The sequence below is a fragment of the Massilia sp. UYP32 genome (assembly GCF_050434365.1).
GTDB lineage: Bacteria > Pseudomonadota > Gammaproteobacteria > Burkholderiales > Burkholderiaceae_D > Telluria > Telluria timonae.
On record NZ_JBNDIK010000008.1, the window covers coordinates 146,063 to 161,854 of the forward strand.

8 protein-coding genes are annotated in these 15,792 nt (G+C 67.4%); 5 read left to right on the forward strand and 3 right to left on the reverse strand.

Annotation, left to right across the window (positions count from 1 at the left end; genetic code table 11):
• Positions 1–18: 18 nt before the first annotated feature.
• A complete protein-coding gene (locus ABIB42_RS08375; protein WP_219861821.1) occupies positions 19–1,458 on the reverse strand; it encodes a dihydrolipoyl dehydrogenase in 1,440 nt (479 codons plus the stop codon).
• A 265-nt stretch (positions 1,459–1,723) separates the two neighbouring features.
• Between ABIB42_RS08375 and ABIB42_RS08380 the strand changes: the two genes are divergently transcribed.
• Positions 1,724–2,311 (forward strand): PEP-CTERM sorting domain-containing protein, encoded by a 588-nt coding sequence (locus tag ABIB42_RS08380; RefSeq protein WP_219861823.1) that lies wholly within the window; start codon positions 1,724–1,726, stop codon positions 2,309–2,311.
• A gap of 1 nt (position 2,312) precedes the next feature.
• On the opposite strand, the gene ABIB42_RS08385 is transcribed toward ABIB42_RS08380, so the two are convergent.
• On the reverse strand, positions 2,313–4,337 hold the full coding sequence (locus tag ABIB42_RS08385; protein WP_219861824.1) for a primosomal protein N': 2,025 nt from the start codon (positions 4,335–4,337) through the stop codon (positions 2,313–2,315).
• Between the two features lie 544 nt (positions 4,338–4,881).
• Complete coding sequence (gene hemE / locus ABIB42_RS08390) at positions 4,882–5,964, reverse strand: uroporphyrinogen decarboxylase (RefSeq protein WP_219861826.1); 1,083 nt, start codon at positions 5,962–5,964, stop codon at positions 4,882–4,884.
• Positions 5,965–6,056: 92 nt separating this feature from the next.
• Between hemE and ABIB42_RS08395 the strand changes: the two genes are divergently transcribed.
• The 4 genes from ABIB42_RS08395 to ABIB42_RS08410 all read left to right on the forward strand — a co-directional run bounded on the left by ABIB42_RS08395 (position 6,057) and on the right by ABIB42_RS08410 (position 15,775).
• Positions 6,057–7,988 (forward strand): S9 family peptidase, encoded by a 1,932-nt coding sequence (locus ABIB42_RS08395; protein WP_219861828.1) that lies wholly within the window; start codon positions 6,057–6,059, stop codon positions 7,986–7,988.
• Positions 7,985–12,124, forward strand: a complete 4,140-nt coding sequence (locus tag ABIB42_RS08400; protein WP_219861830.1) for a DEAD/DEAH box helicase — start codon at positions 7,985–7,987, stop codon at positions 12,122–12,124. Before ABIB42_RS08395 ends, ABIB42_RS08400 begins: the two co-directional genes overlap by 4 nt.
• A gap of 138 nt (positions 12,125–12,262) precedes the next feature.
• Positions 12,263–14,134 carry a DUF885 domain-containing protein gene (locus tag ABIB42_RS08405; RefSeq protein WP_219861832.1) on the forward strand — a complete coding sequence of 624 codons (1,872 nt, stop codon included), beginning with the start codon at positions 12,263–12,265 and terminating at the stop codon, positions 14,132–14,134.
• 144 nt (positions 14,135–14,278) lie between these two features.
• Positions 14,279–15,775, forward strand: coding sequence for an extracellular catalytic domain type 1 short-chain-length polyhydroxyalkanoate depolymerase (locus tag ABIB42_RS08410; protein WP_429248212.1), 1,497 nt, complete (start codon positions 14,279–14,281; stop codon positions 15,773–15,775).
• Positions 15,776–15,792: the final 17 nt, after the last annotated feature.

A 15,792-nucleotide genomic window follows, 5' to 3' on the forward strand; every position in this document is an offset into this window, starting at 1 on the left:
GCAGCCTTCCATCCTGCGTTAGGTGCCGGGCTCGGTATCGGCCGCATCGGTCTGGCTCTCGCCCTTGGAGAGGTTGGCGGCCAGGTCGCGCAGCGCGGTGCGCACGCCCTCCTCGATCACCGGGTGGTAGAACGGCATCTCGAGCATCTGGTCGACCGTCAGGCGCATCTGGAATGCCCATGACAGCAGATGGGCCAGGTGTTCGGCGCGCGGCGCGATCATCTCGGCGCCCAGGAACAGCCGGGTGCCATACTCGGCATACACCCGCAACATCCCCTTGTTCTGCAACATGACCCGGCTGCGGCCCTGGTTGGCGAACGACACGCTGCCGACCGCGAACTTGCGCTGGCCGCCGGCGCACAGGGCCTTGTAGTTCTTGCCCAGGGTGGCGATGTTCGGCTCGGTGAAGGCGACCGCGATCGGCGCGCGGCGCAGGCCCGGACGCACGTCCGGGTAGCGGCCCGCGTTGTCGCCGGCGATCTTGCCGTGGTCGGCCGCGTCGTGCAGCAGCGGGCGTTCGTTGTTGGCGTCGCCCGCGATGAAGATGTTGCTGGTGCCGCACTGCATGGTGCGCGCATCGAACACGGGGATGCCGTCCGGCCCCCGCTCCAGCCCCGTATGCTCCAGTCCCAGGTCATGCACGTTCGGCGTGCGGCCGGCCGTCATCAACACGTACTGGAAGCGCTCGGTGCTTTCCTTGCCCAGCGCATCGCGCACCGTCAGCGCCACCTCGTCGCCCTTTTGCACGGCCCCGACCACCTCGGTCTGGAAGGCGATGTCGAGTTCTTCCATCAAGACCCGTCCCGCGCAGCGCAGCACTTCCGGATCGGTGATGTTGGCGATGCTGCCGCCGCGCGCGTAGAAACGCACGCGCACGCCGAGCCGCGCCATGGCCTGGCCCAGTTCGAGACCGATGACGCCGGTGCCGATCACGGCCACCGAGCGCGGCAGGTCGTCCCAATAGAACACGTCGTCGCTGGTGACGACGCCGGGACCGACGTTCTCGAGTTGCGGCAGGCGCAGCGGCGTGGAGCCGGTGGCGATCACGATGCGGCCGGCCTGGATCTCGGTGTGGTCGTCGACCACCAGCGTGCAGGGGCCGGTGAAGCGCGCCCGGCCCTGCAGGCGGTCTTGCACCGGCATCGCCTCCACGCCTTCGAGCACGAAGCCGACGAAGCGGTCGCGTTCGCGCTTGACCCGTTCCATCACGGCGCGGCCGTCGATGCGTTTTTCACCGGCATGCACGCCGAATGGCGCGCAGGTGTCGATCACGTGGGACGCCTCGGCCGCCGCGATCAGGAGCTTGCTCGGCATGCAGCCGACCCGGGCGCAGGTGGTGCCGTACTGGCCGCTCTCGATCACCACCGTGCGCGCCCCTTGCGCCTTGGCGGCGCGGTAGGCGGTCATGCCGGCGGTGCCGGTGCCGATGATGGCGACGTCCACGTTCAGTTGTTTCATTGCTGGTCTCCGCTGCTGCGCTAATGACAGGCAAAACGATACGCTATTTTGCCGCTGCCGGTGGCGAATCCGGCCCTGCCGCATGCGCCGGGTCGGCCCCGCATCCGGCACCGTATTCATATTGCATGTCGAGCAACTTTACATACCCTCCGGTATCGCAGCCATACTTTATTAATTTCTCGTTAGAAATCAGTTGATTGCAAGAAGCCACGTCCCCCGGCACGCTTGTTGCTCATCGGTGAATTCCACAACCAGGGAGATCGTCATGAAACTTGCTACCTTCAAGAAACTGCTTGTCAGCTTGTCGCTGTTCGCCTCGTCGTCGCTGTTCGCCGCGCCGATCACCTTCGATGTCACCGGCATCCAGAGTCATGGACTGCGCGGCGACGCCGACAACACGGTCGTCCTGCTCGACATCGGCGCCAACTCGCTCGTCACCAGCATCGCCTACGATTTCACCCTGACCGCCGATTCGCCGAGCTGGCTGGCGGACATGGTCGTCGCTTTCGAAAATTCCAAGCAGACCGAAGGCGTGTTCTTCACGCCGGGCATCGCGGAGTGGTTCCCGGGCACCCTGAGCTACTCGGGGTTCGCCGACCTGGTCGACCTGGGCCTGGCGTTCGAAGTCGGCGTCGACGGCATCCTGCGCCTGGAATTCTTCGAAGACTATGACGATCTGCTGGGGGTGGACGGCCAGTGGGACTTCGGCACCATCACCTTCAACGTGGAACCGGCAGCCGGGGAAGAACCTGGCGAAGTGCCCGAACCGGCCACCGGCCTGCTGCTCGGCGCCGGCCTGGCGCTGATGGGCTATGCCAAGCGCCGCCGCAGCGGCGCCAGGGCTGCGGCTTGACTTAAATGTCGAGCGGGTCGACCTCGAGCGACCACTTCACGCGCGACTTCATCGCCCGCAGCTGATCGATCCAGACCCGCAGGAAGGCCTGCAGCGCGGGCCGCGAGCTGGACTCGACCAGCAGCTGGGCGCGGTCCATGTTGTGGACCCGCGTCATCGTCATCGGGATCGGGTCGTTGATCAGGATGGCGTCGCTGGGCAGGCAGTCGCGCGCCGCTTCCAGGAATGCGATCGCGATCGGCAGCTCCTTCGCCTCGGCCCGCAGCAAGGCCTGGTACATGAAGGGCGGCAGGCCTGCTTCCTTGCGCTCTTCGAGCAGCTGGCCGGCGAAACGTTCGTAATCGTGGCGCATCACCGCGCCGTACAGCGGATGCTGCGCATACCGCGTCTGCACCAGCACCTCGGACGGCGCGCCGGCGCGGCCGGCCCGCCCCGCCACCTGCATCAGCTGGGCGAACAGGCGCTCGCTGGCGCGGTAATCCTGCGAGAACAGGGCGGTGTCGGGGTTCAGGATCCCGACCAGGGTCAGCTTCTTGAAGTCGTGGCCCTTGGCGACCATCTGCGTGCCGATCAGGATGTCCACCTCGCCCCGGTGCACGCTGTCGAAGGCGGCTTGCGCGCTGCCCTTCAGGCGCGTGGAGTCGGCGTCGATGCGCAGGATGCGCGCCTCGGGGAACATCGCTTGCAATCCCTCTTCCACGCGCTGGGTGCCGCGTCCCAGCGGCTGCAGGTCCACGTTGCCGCAGGTCGGGCAGGAACGCGGAATGCGCAACTCCAGGCTGCAGTGGTGGCAGCGCAGCCGGTGCTCGGGCTTGTGCAGCACCATGAAGGCGGTGCAGCGGGTGCAGTTGCTGATCCAGCCGCAGGCGTCGCAACAGATCACCGGGGAGTAGCCGCGCCGGTTCAGGAACAGGAGCGACTGCTCGCCGCGCTCCAGCCGCCCGCGCAGGGCCGCCAGCACCTCGCTCGTCAGCCCGTCGCGCGGGCGGTCGCGTTCCATGTCCACCAGCCTGACTTTCGGCAGCACGGCGTCGCGCACGGCGCGCTCGCGCAGGTCCAGCCGCCGGTAGCGTCCCGAGCGCGCGTGATGCCAGGATTCGAGCGACGGCGTGGCCGAGCCGAGCACGATCGGGATTCCCAGCTGGTGCGCGCGCCACACGGCCAGGTCGCGCGCCGAATAGCGCAAGCCTTCCTGCTGCTTGTACGAGGGGTCGTGCTCTTCGTCGATCACGATCAGCCGCAGGTTCGGCAGCGAGGCCAGGATCGCCAGCCGGGTGCCGAGCACGATGCGCGCCTGGCCGCCATGCGCGGCCAGCCAGTGCAGCATGCGCTCGCCCTCGGACAGGCTGCTGTGCAGGGTGGCCAGCATCATGCCCGGGAAGCGGGCCCGGATATTCCCTTCGAGCTGGGGCGTCAGGTTGATCTCGGGGACCATGATCAGGATCTGCGCCTGCGGGTCGCGCGCGAGCACGCGGGCGCAAGCCTGCAGGTAGACCTCGGTCTTGCCGCTGCCGGTCACGCCCCACAGCAGCAGCGGCGTGAAGCCGTCGGCGCCGCCGATCGCGGCGGCCGCCTCCTGCTGGGCGGGGTTCAGCACCGGCATGTCGACCGCCGTCGCATCTTGTGCCTGGTCGAGCTTGGCCAGTTTTTTCAGGGCCCGGTCCAGCGCCACCGTCTTGGGCACGCGCAGGTTCTTGGGCAGGCCGGGCAGCGCCACCTCGCCCAGCGGACGCTGGTAGTAGTCGGCGGCGAAGCGCGCCAGGGCGATCCAGCGCTCCGGCAGCGGGGACAGCTGGCTGCGCACGGCCAGCGCATCCTTCAGTTTTTCGGGCGCGACATCGGTCTCGAACTTGACCGCCACGATCAGCGCCATGACCTCGCGGCGCGCGAACGGCACCAGCGCCAGCTGGCCGGGCAGCGGTTCTTCGCCCGGCCGGCATGGCCAGCGGTAGTCGAAACTGCTGTTCAGCGGTGTATCGAGCACGACTTCGAGGAAGCAATGCGTGCTATCGGTGCTGGTTGACAATCTGGGCCCTGTGCAAATCTGTGGAAAACTTTGTGAATAGCGTGGGACTTGACCCCATCAAAGGTTTACGTTAGATCAAGTCGCAATCGATAATTCTCAAATTCAAGAGAATTTTTTTCTTATGAATCAATGACTTGCATATTCACCCTGACACCTGTTAACAAGCTCGAGGGCTTTTTCCGCGTTGTGCATAACTGGGGTGGCGGAGGTGGAAAACTCGCTGCGTTGCATCACAAACCTAAGGCAATACTTGAAGAAGCACGCTAAGTCCCGGTAAACCAAGCACTTTTCCCCATTGCTAAAACGTCTGTTGATAACTTTGTGAACAAGAGCCAAAATTGGCTGAATTCTACTGGACAACCTTGTGGTGCAGGACGCACTCAGCACTACCCTCAAGCAAAAAACACTTATAAATCATCGTTTTACGTTGATTCAGAAGATGCTGAGATGTCCACAGGAATTTTTACCCGCTTTTAGGAAGTTGTGAACAAGTGAGGGGGTGACTGGCGGCCTTGTCAAGAGGGCCGCCAGTCCGGAGGATGACTCAGGCGGCGCGCTGCTTGCGGCTGAAGCTGTGGACGGCGTCGACCATGGCGCTGACCGATTCCGGCGGCGTGAATTGCGAGATGCCGTGGCCCAGGTTGAACACGTGGCCATGGCCGCTCGACGGCGCGCCATAGGCGGCGAGCGAGCGCTCGACTTCGGCGCGGATCTGGTCCGGTTCGGCGAACAGGATGGCCGGATCGAGGTTGCCCTGCAGCGCCACGCGGTCGCCCACCAGCTTGCGCGCGCGCCCCAGGTTCATGGTCCAGTCCAGGCCCAGCACGTCGGCGCCGATGTCGGCCATCTCGTCGAGCCAGATGCCGCCGCCCTTGGTGAAGACGATGGCCGGGATGCGCACGCCGTCGTGTTCGCGCTTCAGGCCGGCGACGATCTTGCGCATGTACTCCAGCGAGAACTCCTGGTAGGCGCCGTCGGCCAGCGCCCCGCCCCAGGAATCGAAGATCATCACGGCCTGGGCGCCGGCGTCGATCTGGGCGTTCAGGTACTGGGTCACGGCCTGCGCATTGATGTCCAGGATGCGGTGCATCAGGTCCGGACGGCTGTACAGCATCTTCTTGACCGTATGGAATTCACGCGAGCCGCCGCCTTCGACCATATAGCAAGCCAGTGTCCACGGGCTGCCCGAGAAACCGATCAGCGGCACGCGGCCGTTCAGCGCGGTGCGGATCGAGGTCACCGCCTTGAACACATAGTCGAGCGACGCCATGTCGGGCACGGCCAGGGCGTTGACTTCGGCCTCGCTGCGCAGCGGACGCTCGAACTTCGGGCCTTCGCCGTCGGCGAAATACAGGCCCAGGCCCATCGCGTCCGGCACCGTCAGGATGTCCGAGAACAGGATCGACGCGTCCAGCGGGTAGCGGTCGATCGGCTGCAGCGTGACTTCGGTGGCGTAGTCGGGATTCTTCGCCAACCCCAGGAACGAGCCGGCGCGCGCGCGGGTGGCGCGGTATTCCGGCAGGTAGCGGCCTGCCTGCCGCATCAGCCATACCGGGGTGTAGTCGGTTGGCTGGCGCAACAGCGCACGCAGGAAGGTGTCGTTCTGGAGCGGGGCAAATTGTGGCATGGCTGACAATGGCGTTGGTAAGGAAACGGCTATTATCGCATTCTTGGGCGAACACTATAATAGGCGCCCCCACCAAGGAAAGAGTCCGGATCATGACGATTGCCACCAGCAAACATCCTTTGCCTTGCGGCGCCTGGCCCTCCCCGATCAGCGCCGCGGTGGTCGCGGCTGGCGCGGTGCCGTTGTCCCAAACGATGCTCGACGGTCCGCGCCTGGGTTGGCTCGAAGGCCGCGCCAGCGAGGGCGGACGCACGACGCTCATGGTGCACGACGCCGCCGGCACGCGCGAGCTGACGCCGGCGCCCTTCAATGTGCGCAGCCGCGTCCATGAATACGGCGGCGGCGCCTGCCTGCTGGCGGGCGGCGTGGCCTGGTTCTCGCACCATGTGGACAACCGCCTGTACCGGGTCGAGATCGGCGGACAGCCGGTCGCCGTGAGCGCCGAGGGCACGGGCCACCGCTTCGCCGACTTCGTGCTCGACGGCGCGCGCCAGCGCCTGGTCGCGGTACGCGAGGACCATTCGGCCGGCGCCGCCCACCCCGTCAATACGCTGGCCGCGGTCGGCTTCGACGGTGTCGAGACCGTGCTCGTGGACGGCAACGACTTCTATGCGGCGCCGCGCCTGTCGCCCGATGGCCGCCAGCTGGCTTGGCTGTGCTGGGACCATCCGCGCATGCCGTGGGAAGGCACGGAACTGTGGCTGGCCGACGTGGCCGCCGATGGGACGCTGGTGAACGGCCGCCTGGTCGCGGGCGGCCCCGACGAATCGATCTGCCAGCCCGAGTGGTCGCCCGGCGGCGTGCTGCACTTCGTGTCGGACCGCAGCGGCTGGTGGAACCTGTACCGCTACGACCACGGCGTGGTGCATGCGCTGTGCCCGGTCGATGCCGAATTCGGCGGCCCGCACTGGAGTTTCGGCGGTTCGCTGTACGGCTTCCGTTCCGAGGACGAGATCGTGTGCGCCTACGTCGAACAAGGCGTCAGCTATCTGGCGCGCCTGTCGGACGGCAAGCTGCTGCCGCTGGAGTCGCCGTACGAAGAGATCCGCGAGCTGCGGGTGCAGGGCGACGCCGTGGCCGTGCTGGGCGGCGCGCCGACCATCGCGCCGGAACTGGCGCGGATCGACCTGGCCAACAACAGCAGCGAGGTGCTGGCCCATTCGATCCCGCAACTGCCGGCCACCGGCTACCTGTCGGTGCCGCTGGCGATCGATTATCCGAGTGCGAATGGTCGCACCGCCCACGCCTTCTATTACGCGCCGACCAATGCCGACCACGCGCCCCCGGCGGGCGAACTGCCGCCGCTGATCGTGATCGGCCACGGCGGCCCGACCGGCATGGCGGCCAGCACCCTGAAGCTGTCCACCCAATACTGGACCAGCCGCGGCTTCGCCGTGCTCGACGTGAACTATGGCGGCAGCACCGGCTTCGGGCGCGCCTACCGCAACCTGCTCAAGCATCAATGGGGCGTGGTCGACGTCGAGGATTGCGTGGCCGGCGCGCGCCACCTGGCGGCGCAGGGCATCGTCGATCCCGAACGCCTCTTGATCCGCGGCAGCAGCGCCGGCGGCCTGACCGTGCTGTCGGCGCTCGGCTTCCACGACGTCTTCAAGGCCGGCGCCAGCTACTACGGCGTGTCCGACCTGGCCGGCCTGGACGCCGACTCGCACAAGTTCGAGTCGCACTACAACCAGTACCTGATCGCGCCGCCGGAAACCGCCGCGGCGGTGTACCGCGAGCGCTCGCCGATCCACCATACCGATAAACTGCGGCGGCCGATGATCTTCTTCCAGGGCCTGGACGACAAGGTGGTGCCGCCGCAGCAGTCCGAGAGCGTGGTCGAGGCGCTGCGCGCGCGCAAGCTGCCGGTGGCCTACCTGACGCTCGAAGGCGAAGGCCATGGCTTCCGCAAGGCAGACAGCGTGGTGCGCACGCTGGAAGCGGAGTTGTACTTCTATCTGCGCGTGTTCGGCATCCCGGTGCCGGACGGCCTGCCGGCGGTGGAGATCGACAACCTCGCATGACGACTGACGATGTGAACGCGCGCCTGGCCGCCTGCACGGCGGAAGAACGGGCGCTGCTGGTCGTGCTGGCGATCGCGGGCGAACCGATGGGCCGCCAGCGCATCCTGGAGCATATGCGGGCGCTGGGGGTGGCGCTGCCGATCGCGCAATGGGTCGATGAACTGGCGCGCCTGCGCGAGCGCAAGCTGGTGGTCGAGATGGGCGAGCGCGGCGCCGCCATCGCGCCCGAGCTGTCCTGGCCGGTGCTGGACGCGGCTCTCGACGATGGCCTGTTCGATAGCGTGGCCGCGGCCTATGGCCAGGTCTCGACCGTGCGGCGCGACTGGCAGGGCAACCTGATGCTGCGCAGCTACCGCCAGGGCCTGGCGCTGCTGCGCATCGCCCTGCTGACCGGACAGGAACACGACGTCGTTTCCCCCCTGCTGGACGCCTGCCAGCGCTGCCATGAGGCGAGCTACCTGCATCCGCTGGTCGACGTCTGCGCGCGCCCGTTCGCGCCAGGCATGATGGAGCGCATCCACCCGCGCCTGCGCGAAGGCATCCTGCACATCCTGGTCATGCATGCGCGCAGCGAACCCCAGCTTGCGCCAGCGGTACGCGAGTACGCCGAGCGACTGGTGGCGCGCAGCAGCCCGGAAAGCCCGCTGCGCCGCTCGCTGGGCGAGCACTACATCCTGTGCGGGCGCCTGGATGACGCCTTGTCGCTGGTGAACGAAACAGGCGATTCGCCCGGCCTGTTCCTGCGCAGCGTGGTGCAGGTGCTGCGCGACGATCTGGATAGCGGCCTGGCCGGGATCGACGCCTCCCTCAAGCAGTTGAGGCGCGAAACGGGCAAGCGCAAGGCCGTGTTCGACGGCCACTGCGCGCACATCGCGATGGCCGCCCTGCTGCGCAGCAGCGATCCGGCTTACCGCAAGCTGGCCGATGCCTGGCTCGAGATCGAGACGCGCGCGGTGCAGCGGCCCGACAACGCGGTCTGGTTCCAGCTCGGCATGCTGCACGAGATCCAGCGCGGCACCGTCGACGCCGCGCTGTTCGGCACGCGCAGCTGGGAGCTGTCGCTGGAACCGACCGTGTTCCGCGCCCTGATCCATCACTGGCTGGCCCTGCCCGCATTGAACGACCAGCGCGCACGGCTGGAAGACATGCTGCTGCAATCCGAGGCGGCCGGCTTCGACCTGTGGTCGGCCCAGCTGGCCGGCGTGCTGGCGCAGATGGGCCAGGCCGGCCACCTGGCCCACGAAGCGCGCGCCAGTGAACTGCGACGCAGGCACCGCTTGCCCGACATGACCGGCTGGTTCGCGCGCGAGGAACCGTGGGAACGCCAGCTGAACGCCCTGATCAACCTGCAGCCGGCGGCGAACGTGGAAAACGTCCGCGAGTCGCGCCTGGTCTGGCTGATCCGCTACGACCCGCACCTGGGGGTGCAGGAGCTGGAGCCGCGCGAGCAGAAGCGCGACGCGCAAGGCGGCTGGAGCCGCGGCCGCGCCATGGGCCTGAAACGCCTGGCCGAGGAAGGCGCCGCGCTCGACTTCCTCACCGCGCAAGACCTGCAGGCGGTGAACGCGATCGCCGGCCGCCGCTACTACGCCGGCAGCGGCATCCGTTTCGAGCTCGAGGTGCACAAGGCGCTGGCCGCCCTGGTCGGCCATCCGCTGCTGTTCTGGATGGATTCGCCCGGCACCCGGGTCGAGCTGCTGCCGGGCGAGCCGGAACTGCTGGTCAAGAAACAGGGCGAGATGGTGTCGATCGTGCTGCATCCGCCGGTGGAAGACGGCGACGGCGAGGTCGTGGTCACGCGCGAGACGCCGACCCGCCTGCGCCTGGTGCACGTCAGGGACGAGCACCGACGCATCGCCGCCATCGTCGGCGCAGGCTTGACGGTGCCGATGGCGGCCGAGCGCCGCGTGCTGCGCGCGATCGGGGCGGTGTCGTCGATCGTCACCGTGCAATCGGACATCGGCGCCAGCAGCAGCGATATCGAGACCGTGCCGGCCGACCCGCGCCTGCACGTGCTGCTGCGTCCCTACCAGCAGGGCATGCGTATGCAGCTGCTGGTGCGCCCCCTGCCGGACGGCGCCTATTACGGCCCTGGGGAAGGCGCGGCCAATGTGATCGCCGACGTCGAGGGCATCCGCACCGAAGCGCGGCGCGACTTGAACGCCGAGCGCGAAGCCGAGCGCCAGCTGATCGGCAAATGCCAGGCCCTCGAACACGCGGAGCCGGACCACGGCGAATGGCTGCTCGGCCAGCCGCTGCTGGCATTGGAGCTGGTCGACCAGCTACGCGCGCTGGATGCCGACGCCATCGTGGTCGCCTGGCCCGAGGGAGAAAAGTTCAGGGTCACGAAGAAGGCCACGACGAAGTCGGTGCGGGTGCAGATCCGGCGCGAACGCGACTGGTTCACGGCCAGCGGCGACGTGGTCATCGACGAAGGCCGCGTGATGAACCTGCGCACGCTGCTGGAAAAGATCCAGGAGAGCGGCAGCCGCTTCGTGGCCCTGGGCGAGAACGAATACCTGGCCCTGTCCGACGAGCTGCACCGGCGCCTGACGGAGCTGGGCGCGTATGGCGAACTGCACGGCGACGGCATCCGCACCCATGCGCTGGCCAGCTTCGCGCTGGACGAGCTGGCGCGCGACGCCGGCCACGTCGACGCCGACAAGGCCTGGCAGGGGCACCTGAAACGCATGGCCGACAATGCGGCGCATCTGCCCGAACTGCCGTCCACCCTGCAGGCCGAGCTGCGCGATTATCAGATCGAAGGCTTCCAGTGGCTGGCGCGCCTGGCCCATTGGGGCGTGGGCGCCTGCCTGGCCGACGACATGGGCCTCGGCAAGACGCTGCAGGCGCTGGCGCTGCTGCTCACGCGCGCCAAGGACGGCCCGGCGCTGGTGGTGGCGCCGACCTCGGTGTGCCTGAACTGGATCGACGAGGCGGCGCGCTTCGCGCCGACCCTGAAGCTGAAGCTGTTCGGTCCCGGCGAACGCGCCGCCACGGTCGACGACGCGGGGCCGTTCGACGTGGTCGTGGTCAGCTACGGCCTGCTGCAGCTGGAAGCGGCGCGCTTCAAGGGCCGGCGCTGGCACAGCATCGTGCTCGACGAGGCCCAGGCGATCAAGAACATGCACACCAAGCGCTCGCAGGCGGTGATGGCGCTGCAGGGGGACTTCCGCATGGCGGCCACCGGCACGCCGCTGGAAAACCACCTGGGAGAATTGTGGAACCTGTTCCGCTTCATCAATCCGGGCTTGCTGGGCAGCGCCGACCAGTTCCAGCTGCGTTTCGCCCGCCCGATCGAGAAAGCCCAGGACAAACGCGCCGAAGCAGGCGCGCGCGCGCGCCTGCGACGCCTGACCGCGCCCTTCATCCTGCGCCGCACCAAGGCGCAGGTGCTGTCCGAGCTGCCGCCGCGCACCGAGATCGTGGTCCCGGTGGAACTGAGCGCCGAGGAAAACGCGCTGTACGAATCGCTGCGGCGCCAGGCCCTCGACAAGCTGGCCGCGCTCGAGGCGCCCGAGGGACAGAAGGCGATCGAGATCCTGGCCGAGATGATGCGGCTGCGCCGCGCCTGCTGCAATCCCGAGCTGGTGGCGCCCGGCGCCGGCATCGCCAGCAGCAAGCTGGCGACCTTCGCGCGCCTGACCACGGACCTGCTCGAGAACCGGCACAAGGTGCTGGTGTTCAGCCAGTTCGTCGACCACCTGACCCTGATCCGCCAGTATCTCGACGCCCAGGGCGTCGCCTACCAGTACCTGGACGGATCGACCCCGATCCAGGAACGCAAGCGCCGCGTGGACGCCTTCCAGGCCGGCGAGGGCGACCTGTTCCTCATCAGCCTGAAGGCGGGCGGCGTTGGCATCAACCTGACGGCGGCCGACTACGTGATCCACATGGACCCGTGGTGGAACCCGGCGGTCGAGGACCAGGCGTCCGATCGCGCCCACCGCATGGGCCAGCAGCGGCCGGTGACCATCTACCGCCTGGTCGCGCGCGGCACGATCGAGGAAGGCATCGTCGACCTGCACCGCCACAAGCGCGACCTGGCCGACAGCCTGCTGGAAGGGACCGAGATGGCGGCGCGCATGTCGCCGGGGGATATGCTGGAGATGCTCAAGGCGGGACTCGGGCGCTGATTTTATCGATTCGTCAATATTGGTATTCATGCGTGTCGGAATGTTTCAGCTGCCCGCAAATGATGCAATTAGTGCTAATCTGCACGCCTTCGCGCCTCCCGCGAGCAAGACATCTCCTTAGTTACAGGGCTGAATACGATGATGAAAACGAAAATCGCGCTGGCGGCCTTGCTGGCGTGTTTCGCACTGACGCCGGCCATCGCCGCCACTTCCAAGCCAGCCAAGGGCAAGGCGAAATCCTCGAAGGTCGTCAAGAAGAAGACTTCCAGCAAGGGCAAGAAGGCCCTGGTCGGCGCCGGCGCCGCAGCCGCGGGGGCGGCCAGCGCCAACGCCGCGGAAACGCGCGTCGACCGCCGCATGTCGACCCTGAGCATGCAATACCTGACCGCCCTGTGGCGCATGGATCCCGAGGGCGGCATCTACGTCGGCAAGTTCGACCACGCCGCGAATCTCACCATCCCGAACGCCGACACGCGCGCGAAACAGCTCGCCTTCGCCAACGAGTGGCTGGAAAAATTCGGCAAGCTTGATCCCAGGCAGCTGTCGCCGCGCTACCGCACCGACCTGGCCCTCCTGGTCAACAAGCTGGAGAAGGACCGCTGGCGCCTCACCACCTGGCGCGAACACGAGTGGAACCCATCGCAGTACAACGTCGCCGCGCCGCTCGACCTGATCCTGAACACCGACTACGCGGCCAAGCCGCAGCGCCTGCGCACCATCCTCAAGCGCCTGGCCGACGTGCCCGACTATTACGCGGCGGCGCAGGCGTCCATCACCAACCCGACGCGCGAGCACACCCAGCTCGCGATCGGCCAGGCGCCGGGCACGCTGGCCGTGCTGGCCGACCTGGGCAAGGCGGCCGAGGAATCGATCCTGACGCCGCAAGAGAAGGCGATCTTCGCCCAGCGCATCGCCAACGCCGGCAGCGCGGTACTGGGTTACGTCGACTTTTTGAACGGTGTCGAGCAGCGCCAGGCGGCCAACGGCAAGGCGCGTCCCTTCCGCGCCGGCAAGGCGCTGTACGAGCAGAAGTTCGCGCTCGACATCCAGTCGTCCTCCAGCGCCGAAGAGACCTTCCGCAAGGCCTTGGTCACGCGCGAGGAACTGCTGTCGAACATGGACCGCATCTCGGACGAGCTGTGGCCGCGCTATATGGCGGGCGTCGCCAAGCCGCAGGACCGCTTCCAGAAGATCGGCATGATGATCGACAAGTTATCGAGCCGCCACGTCGCACGCGAGAACTTCTTCGCCGAGATCCGGCGCCAGATCCCGCTCCTGCAGGACTGGGTGATCAAGCACGACCTGTTGACGCTGGACCCGAGCAAGCCGCTCGAGGTGCGCGAAACGCCGATGTACCAGCGCGGCGTGGCCGGCGCCAGCATCGACGCGCCGGGCCCTTACCGCTCGAAGGACAAGACGTATTACAACGTCACGCCGATGGACAACCTCACGCCGGAACAGGCCGAGAGCAGCCTGCGCGAGTACAACGAGTGGATCCTCCAGATCCTGAACATCCACGAGGCGATCCCCGGCCACTATGCGCAACTGGTGCACGCCAACCGCTCGCCTTCCCTGATCAAGTCGCTGTTCGGCAATGGCGCCATGGTCGAAGGCTGGGCCGTGTATGGCGAGCGCATGATGCTCGAATCGGGCTACGGCGACAACGCGCCCGAGATGTGGCTGATGTACTCGAAATGGAACCTGCGCAGCGTGACCAACACCATCCTCGACTACAGCGTGCACGTGAACGGCATGGGACAAGAGGCGGCGATCGACCTGCTCACGCGCCAGGCCTTCCAGACGCGCCAGGAAGCCGACGAAAAATGGCGCCGCGTGACCCTGACCTCGGTGCAGCTGACCAGCTACTTCAGCGGCTACCACCAGATCATGGAACTGCGCGAACGCCGCAAGCAGCAGCTGGGCGAGCGCTTCAAGCTGAAGGAATTCCACGACCAGTTCCTCAGCTACGGCAATGCGCCGGTCAAGATGATCTCGGAGTTGATGCAGTAACCCCGTCCGCATGGCTGTCCAGGCCGTGCAAAAACGCACAAGCGGCGTGCTCCCACGCCCGCTTGTGCGCGCCGTCTCCCGAACTATGATGAATGTGGCAGGCCGACACCGGCAAGCCCACGACAACCATATCGGAGACTCCGCATGCTGCCCTTCCACCGACGAGCGGCGCAAGCCGCGATCTGCCTGGCGCTGTGTGCGCCGCTGCCCCCTGCCTTCGCCCAGACCCCGGTCCAGGCCGGCCCCGGCGCCTGGAGCGCCAACCAGGTCTGGGCCAACGACACCACCCATGGCGGCGCCCTGAGCGGCTACTACTACTGGCCGGCCACGCCACCTAGCCTGGACAACAAGCGCGCGCTGGTGCTGGTGCTGCACGGTTGCGCCCAGACCGCGGGCGGCGACGTGATCAACGGCAGCGGCGACGCCGGCTACAACTGGAAGGCGGTGGCCGACCAGTACGGCGCGGTGATCCTGGCGCCGAACGCCACCGGCAACGTCTACGGCACCCACTGCTGGGACTGGGCCGCCACCAACCGCAGCCGCTCCTATGGCCACACGGCGGTGCTGCTCGACCTGATCAACCGCTTCCTCGCCAACCCGCAATACGCGATCGATCCGAAACAGGTGTACGTGGCCGGCCTGTCCTCGGGCGGCGCCAAGGCCATGGTGCTGGGCTGCACCGCGCCCGAGGTCTTCGCCGGCCTGGGCCTGTCCGCCGCCCCGCCGCCGGGCGTCACCACCGGCCAGATCTCGATCGTCCCTTCCGGTTATACGGCGACCACCGCGGCCAACGCCTGCCGCGCGATGGCGGGCAGCGCGCTTGACCATTTCGCGACCCAGGTCACCGGCGTGATCTGGGGCACCAGCGACTACACGGTGGCGCAGGCCTATGGCCCGCTGGACGCCGCCGCCATGCGCCAGGTGTATGGCGGCGCCTGGACGCAAGGCGCGGCGGTGACCGTGCCGGGCAGCGGCAGCAATGTGGAATACACGGACGCGAACGGCAAGGTGCGCACCTCGCAGATCACGGTGACGGGCCTGGCCCACGCCTGGCCGGCCGGCGCCGGCGGCCAGAACGCCAACTATGTGAACGCGACCCGGGTGAACTACCCCGCCTTCATCATGGATTTCTGGTTCAACAAGAACCTGCGGGTGTCGCAGGCGCCGGCGCCCGTCATGGCCTCGTGCAGCGCCAGCGTGTCGGGATCGACGGTCACGGTGAACGGCGCCGCCAGCTTCGCCGAAGGGTCGATCGCCGGCTACCGGGTGCTGCTCGATGGCCCGTCGCCGGTCGACGACGATGCGGCCGGCAGCGGCGCCGCCTTCAGCAAGGCCTATGCGAACCGCGCGGACGGCAGCTACGGCGGCAGCGTGACGGCCATCGGCAATAACGGACAAACGTCGAATGCCTGCGCCATTCCCGCCTTCCAGGTAGGCGCGGGCACGCCACCGCCGCCGTTCACCTGCACGACCAGCACGGCCAGCAACTACGCCCACGTCCAGGCCGGCCGCGCGCACGCGAGCGGCGGCTATGCGCTGGCCAACGGCTCGAACCAGAACATGGGCCTGTACAACGTCTTCTTCACCAGCACGCTGGCGCAGACGGCGCAGGGGTATTACATCGTAGGGAATTGTCCGTAGCGCCGGGGCAGCGCCCG

Excerpts from the sequence above, each read along its gene's own strand:
- ABIB42_RS08375 (WP_219861821.1), bottom strand. The coding sequence starts at position 1,458 with ATGAAACAACTGAACGTGGACGTCGCCATCATCGGCACCGGCACCGCC.
- ABIB42_RS08380 (WP_219861823.1), top strand. The coding sequence starts at position 1,724 with ATGAAACTTGCTACCTTCAAGAAACTGCTTGTCAGCTTGTCGCTGTTC.
- hemE (WP_219861826.1), bottom strand. The coding sequence starts at position 5,964 with ATGCCACAATTTGCCCCGCTCCAGAACGACACCTTCCTGCGTGCGCTG.
- ABIB42_RS08395 (WP_219861828.1), top strand. The coding sequence starts at position 6,057 with ATGACGATTGCCACCAGCAAACATCCTTTGCCTTGCGGCGCCTGGCCC.
- ABIB42_RS08400 (WP_219861830.1), top strand. The coding sequence starts at position 7,985 with ATGACGACTGACGATGTGAACGCGCGCCTGGCCGCCTGCACGGCGGAA.
- ABIB42_RS08405 (WP_219861832.1), top strand. The coding sequence starts at position 12,263 with ATGATGAAAACGAAAATCGCGCTGGCGGCCTTGCTGGCGTGTTTCGCA.
- ABIB42_RS08410 (WP_429248212.1), top strand. The coding sequence starts at position 14,279 with ATGCTGCCCTTCCACCGACGAGCGGCGCAAGCCGCGATCTGCCTGGCG.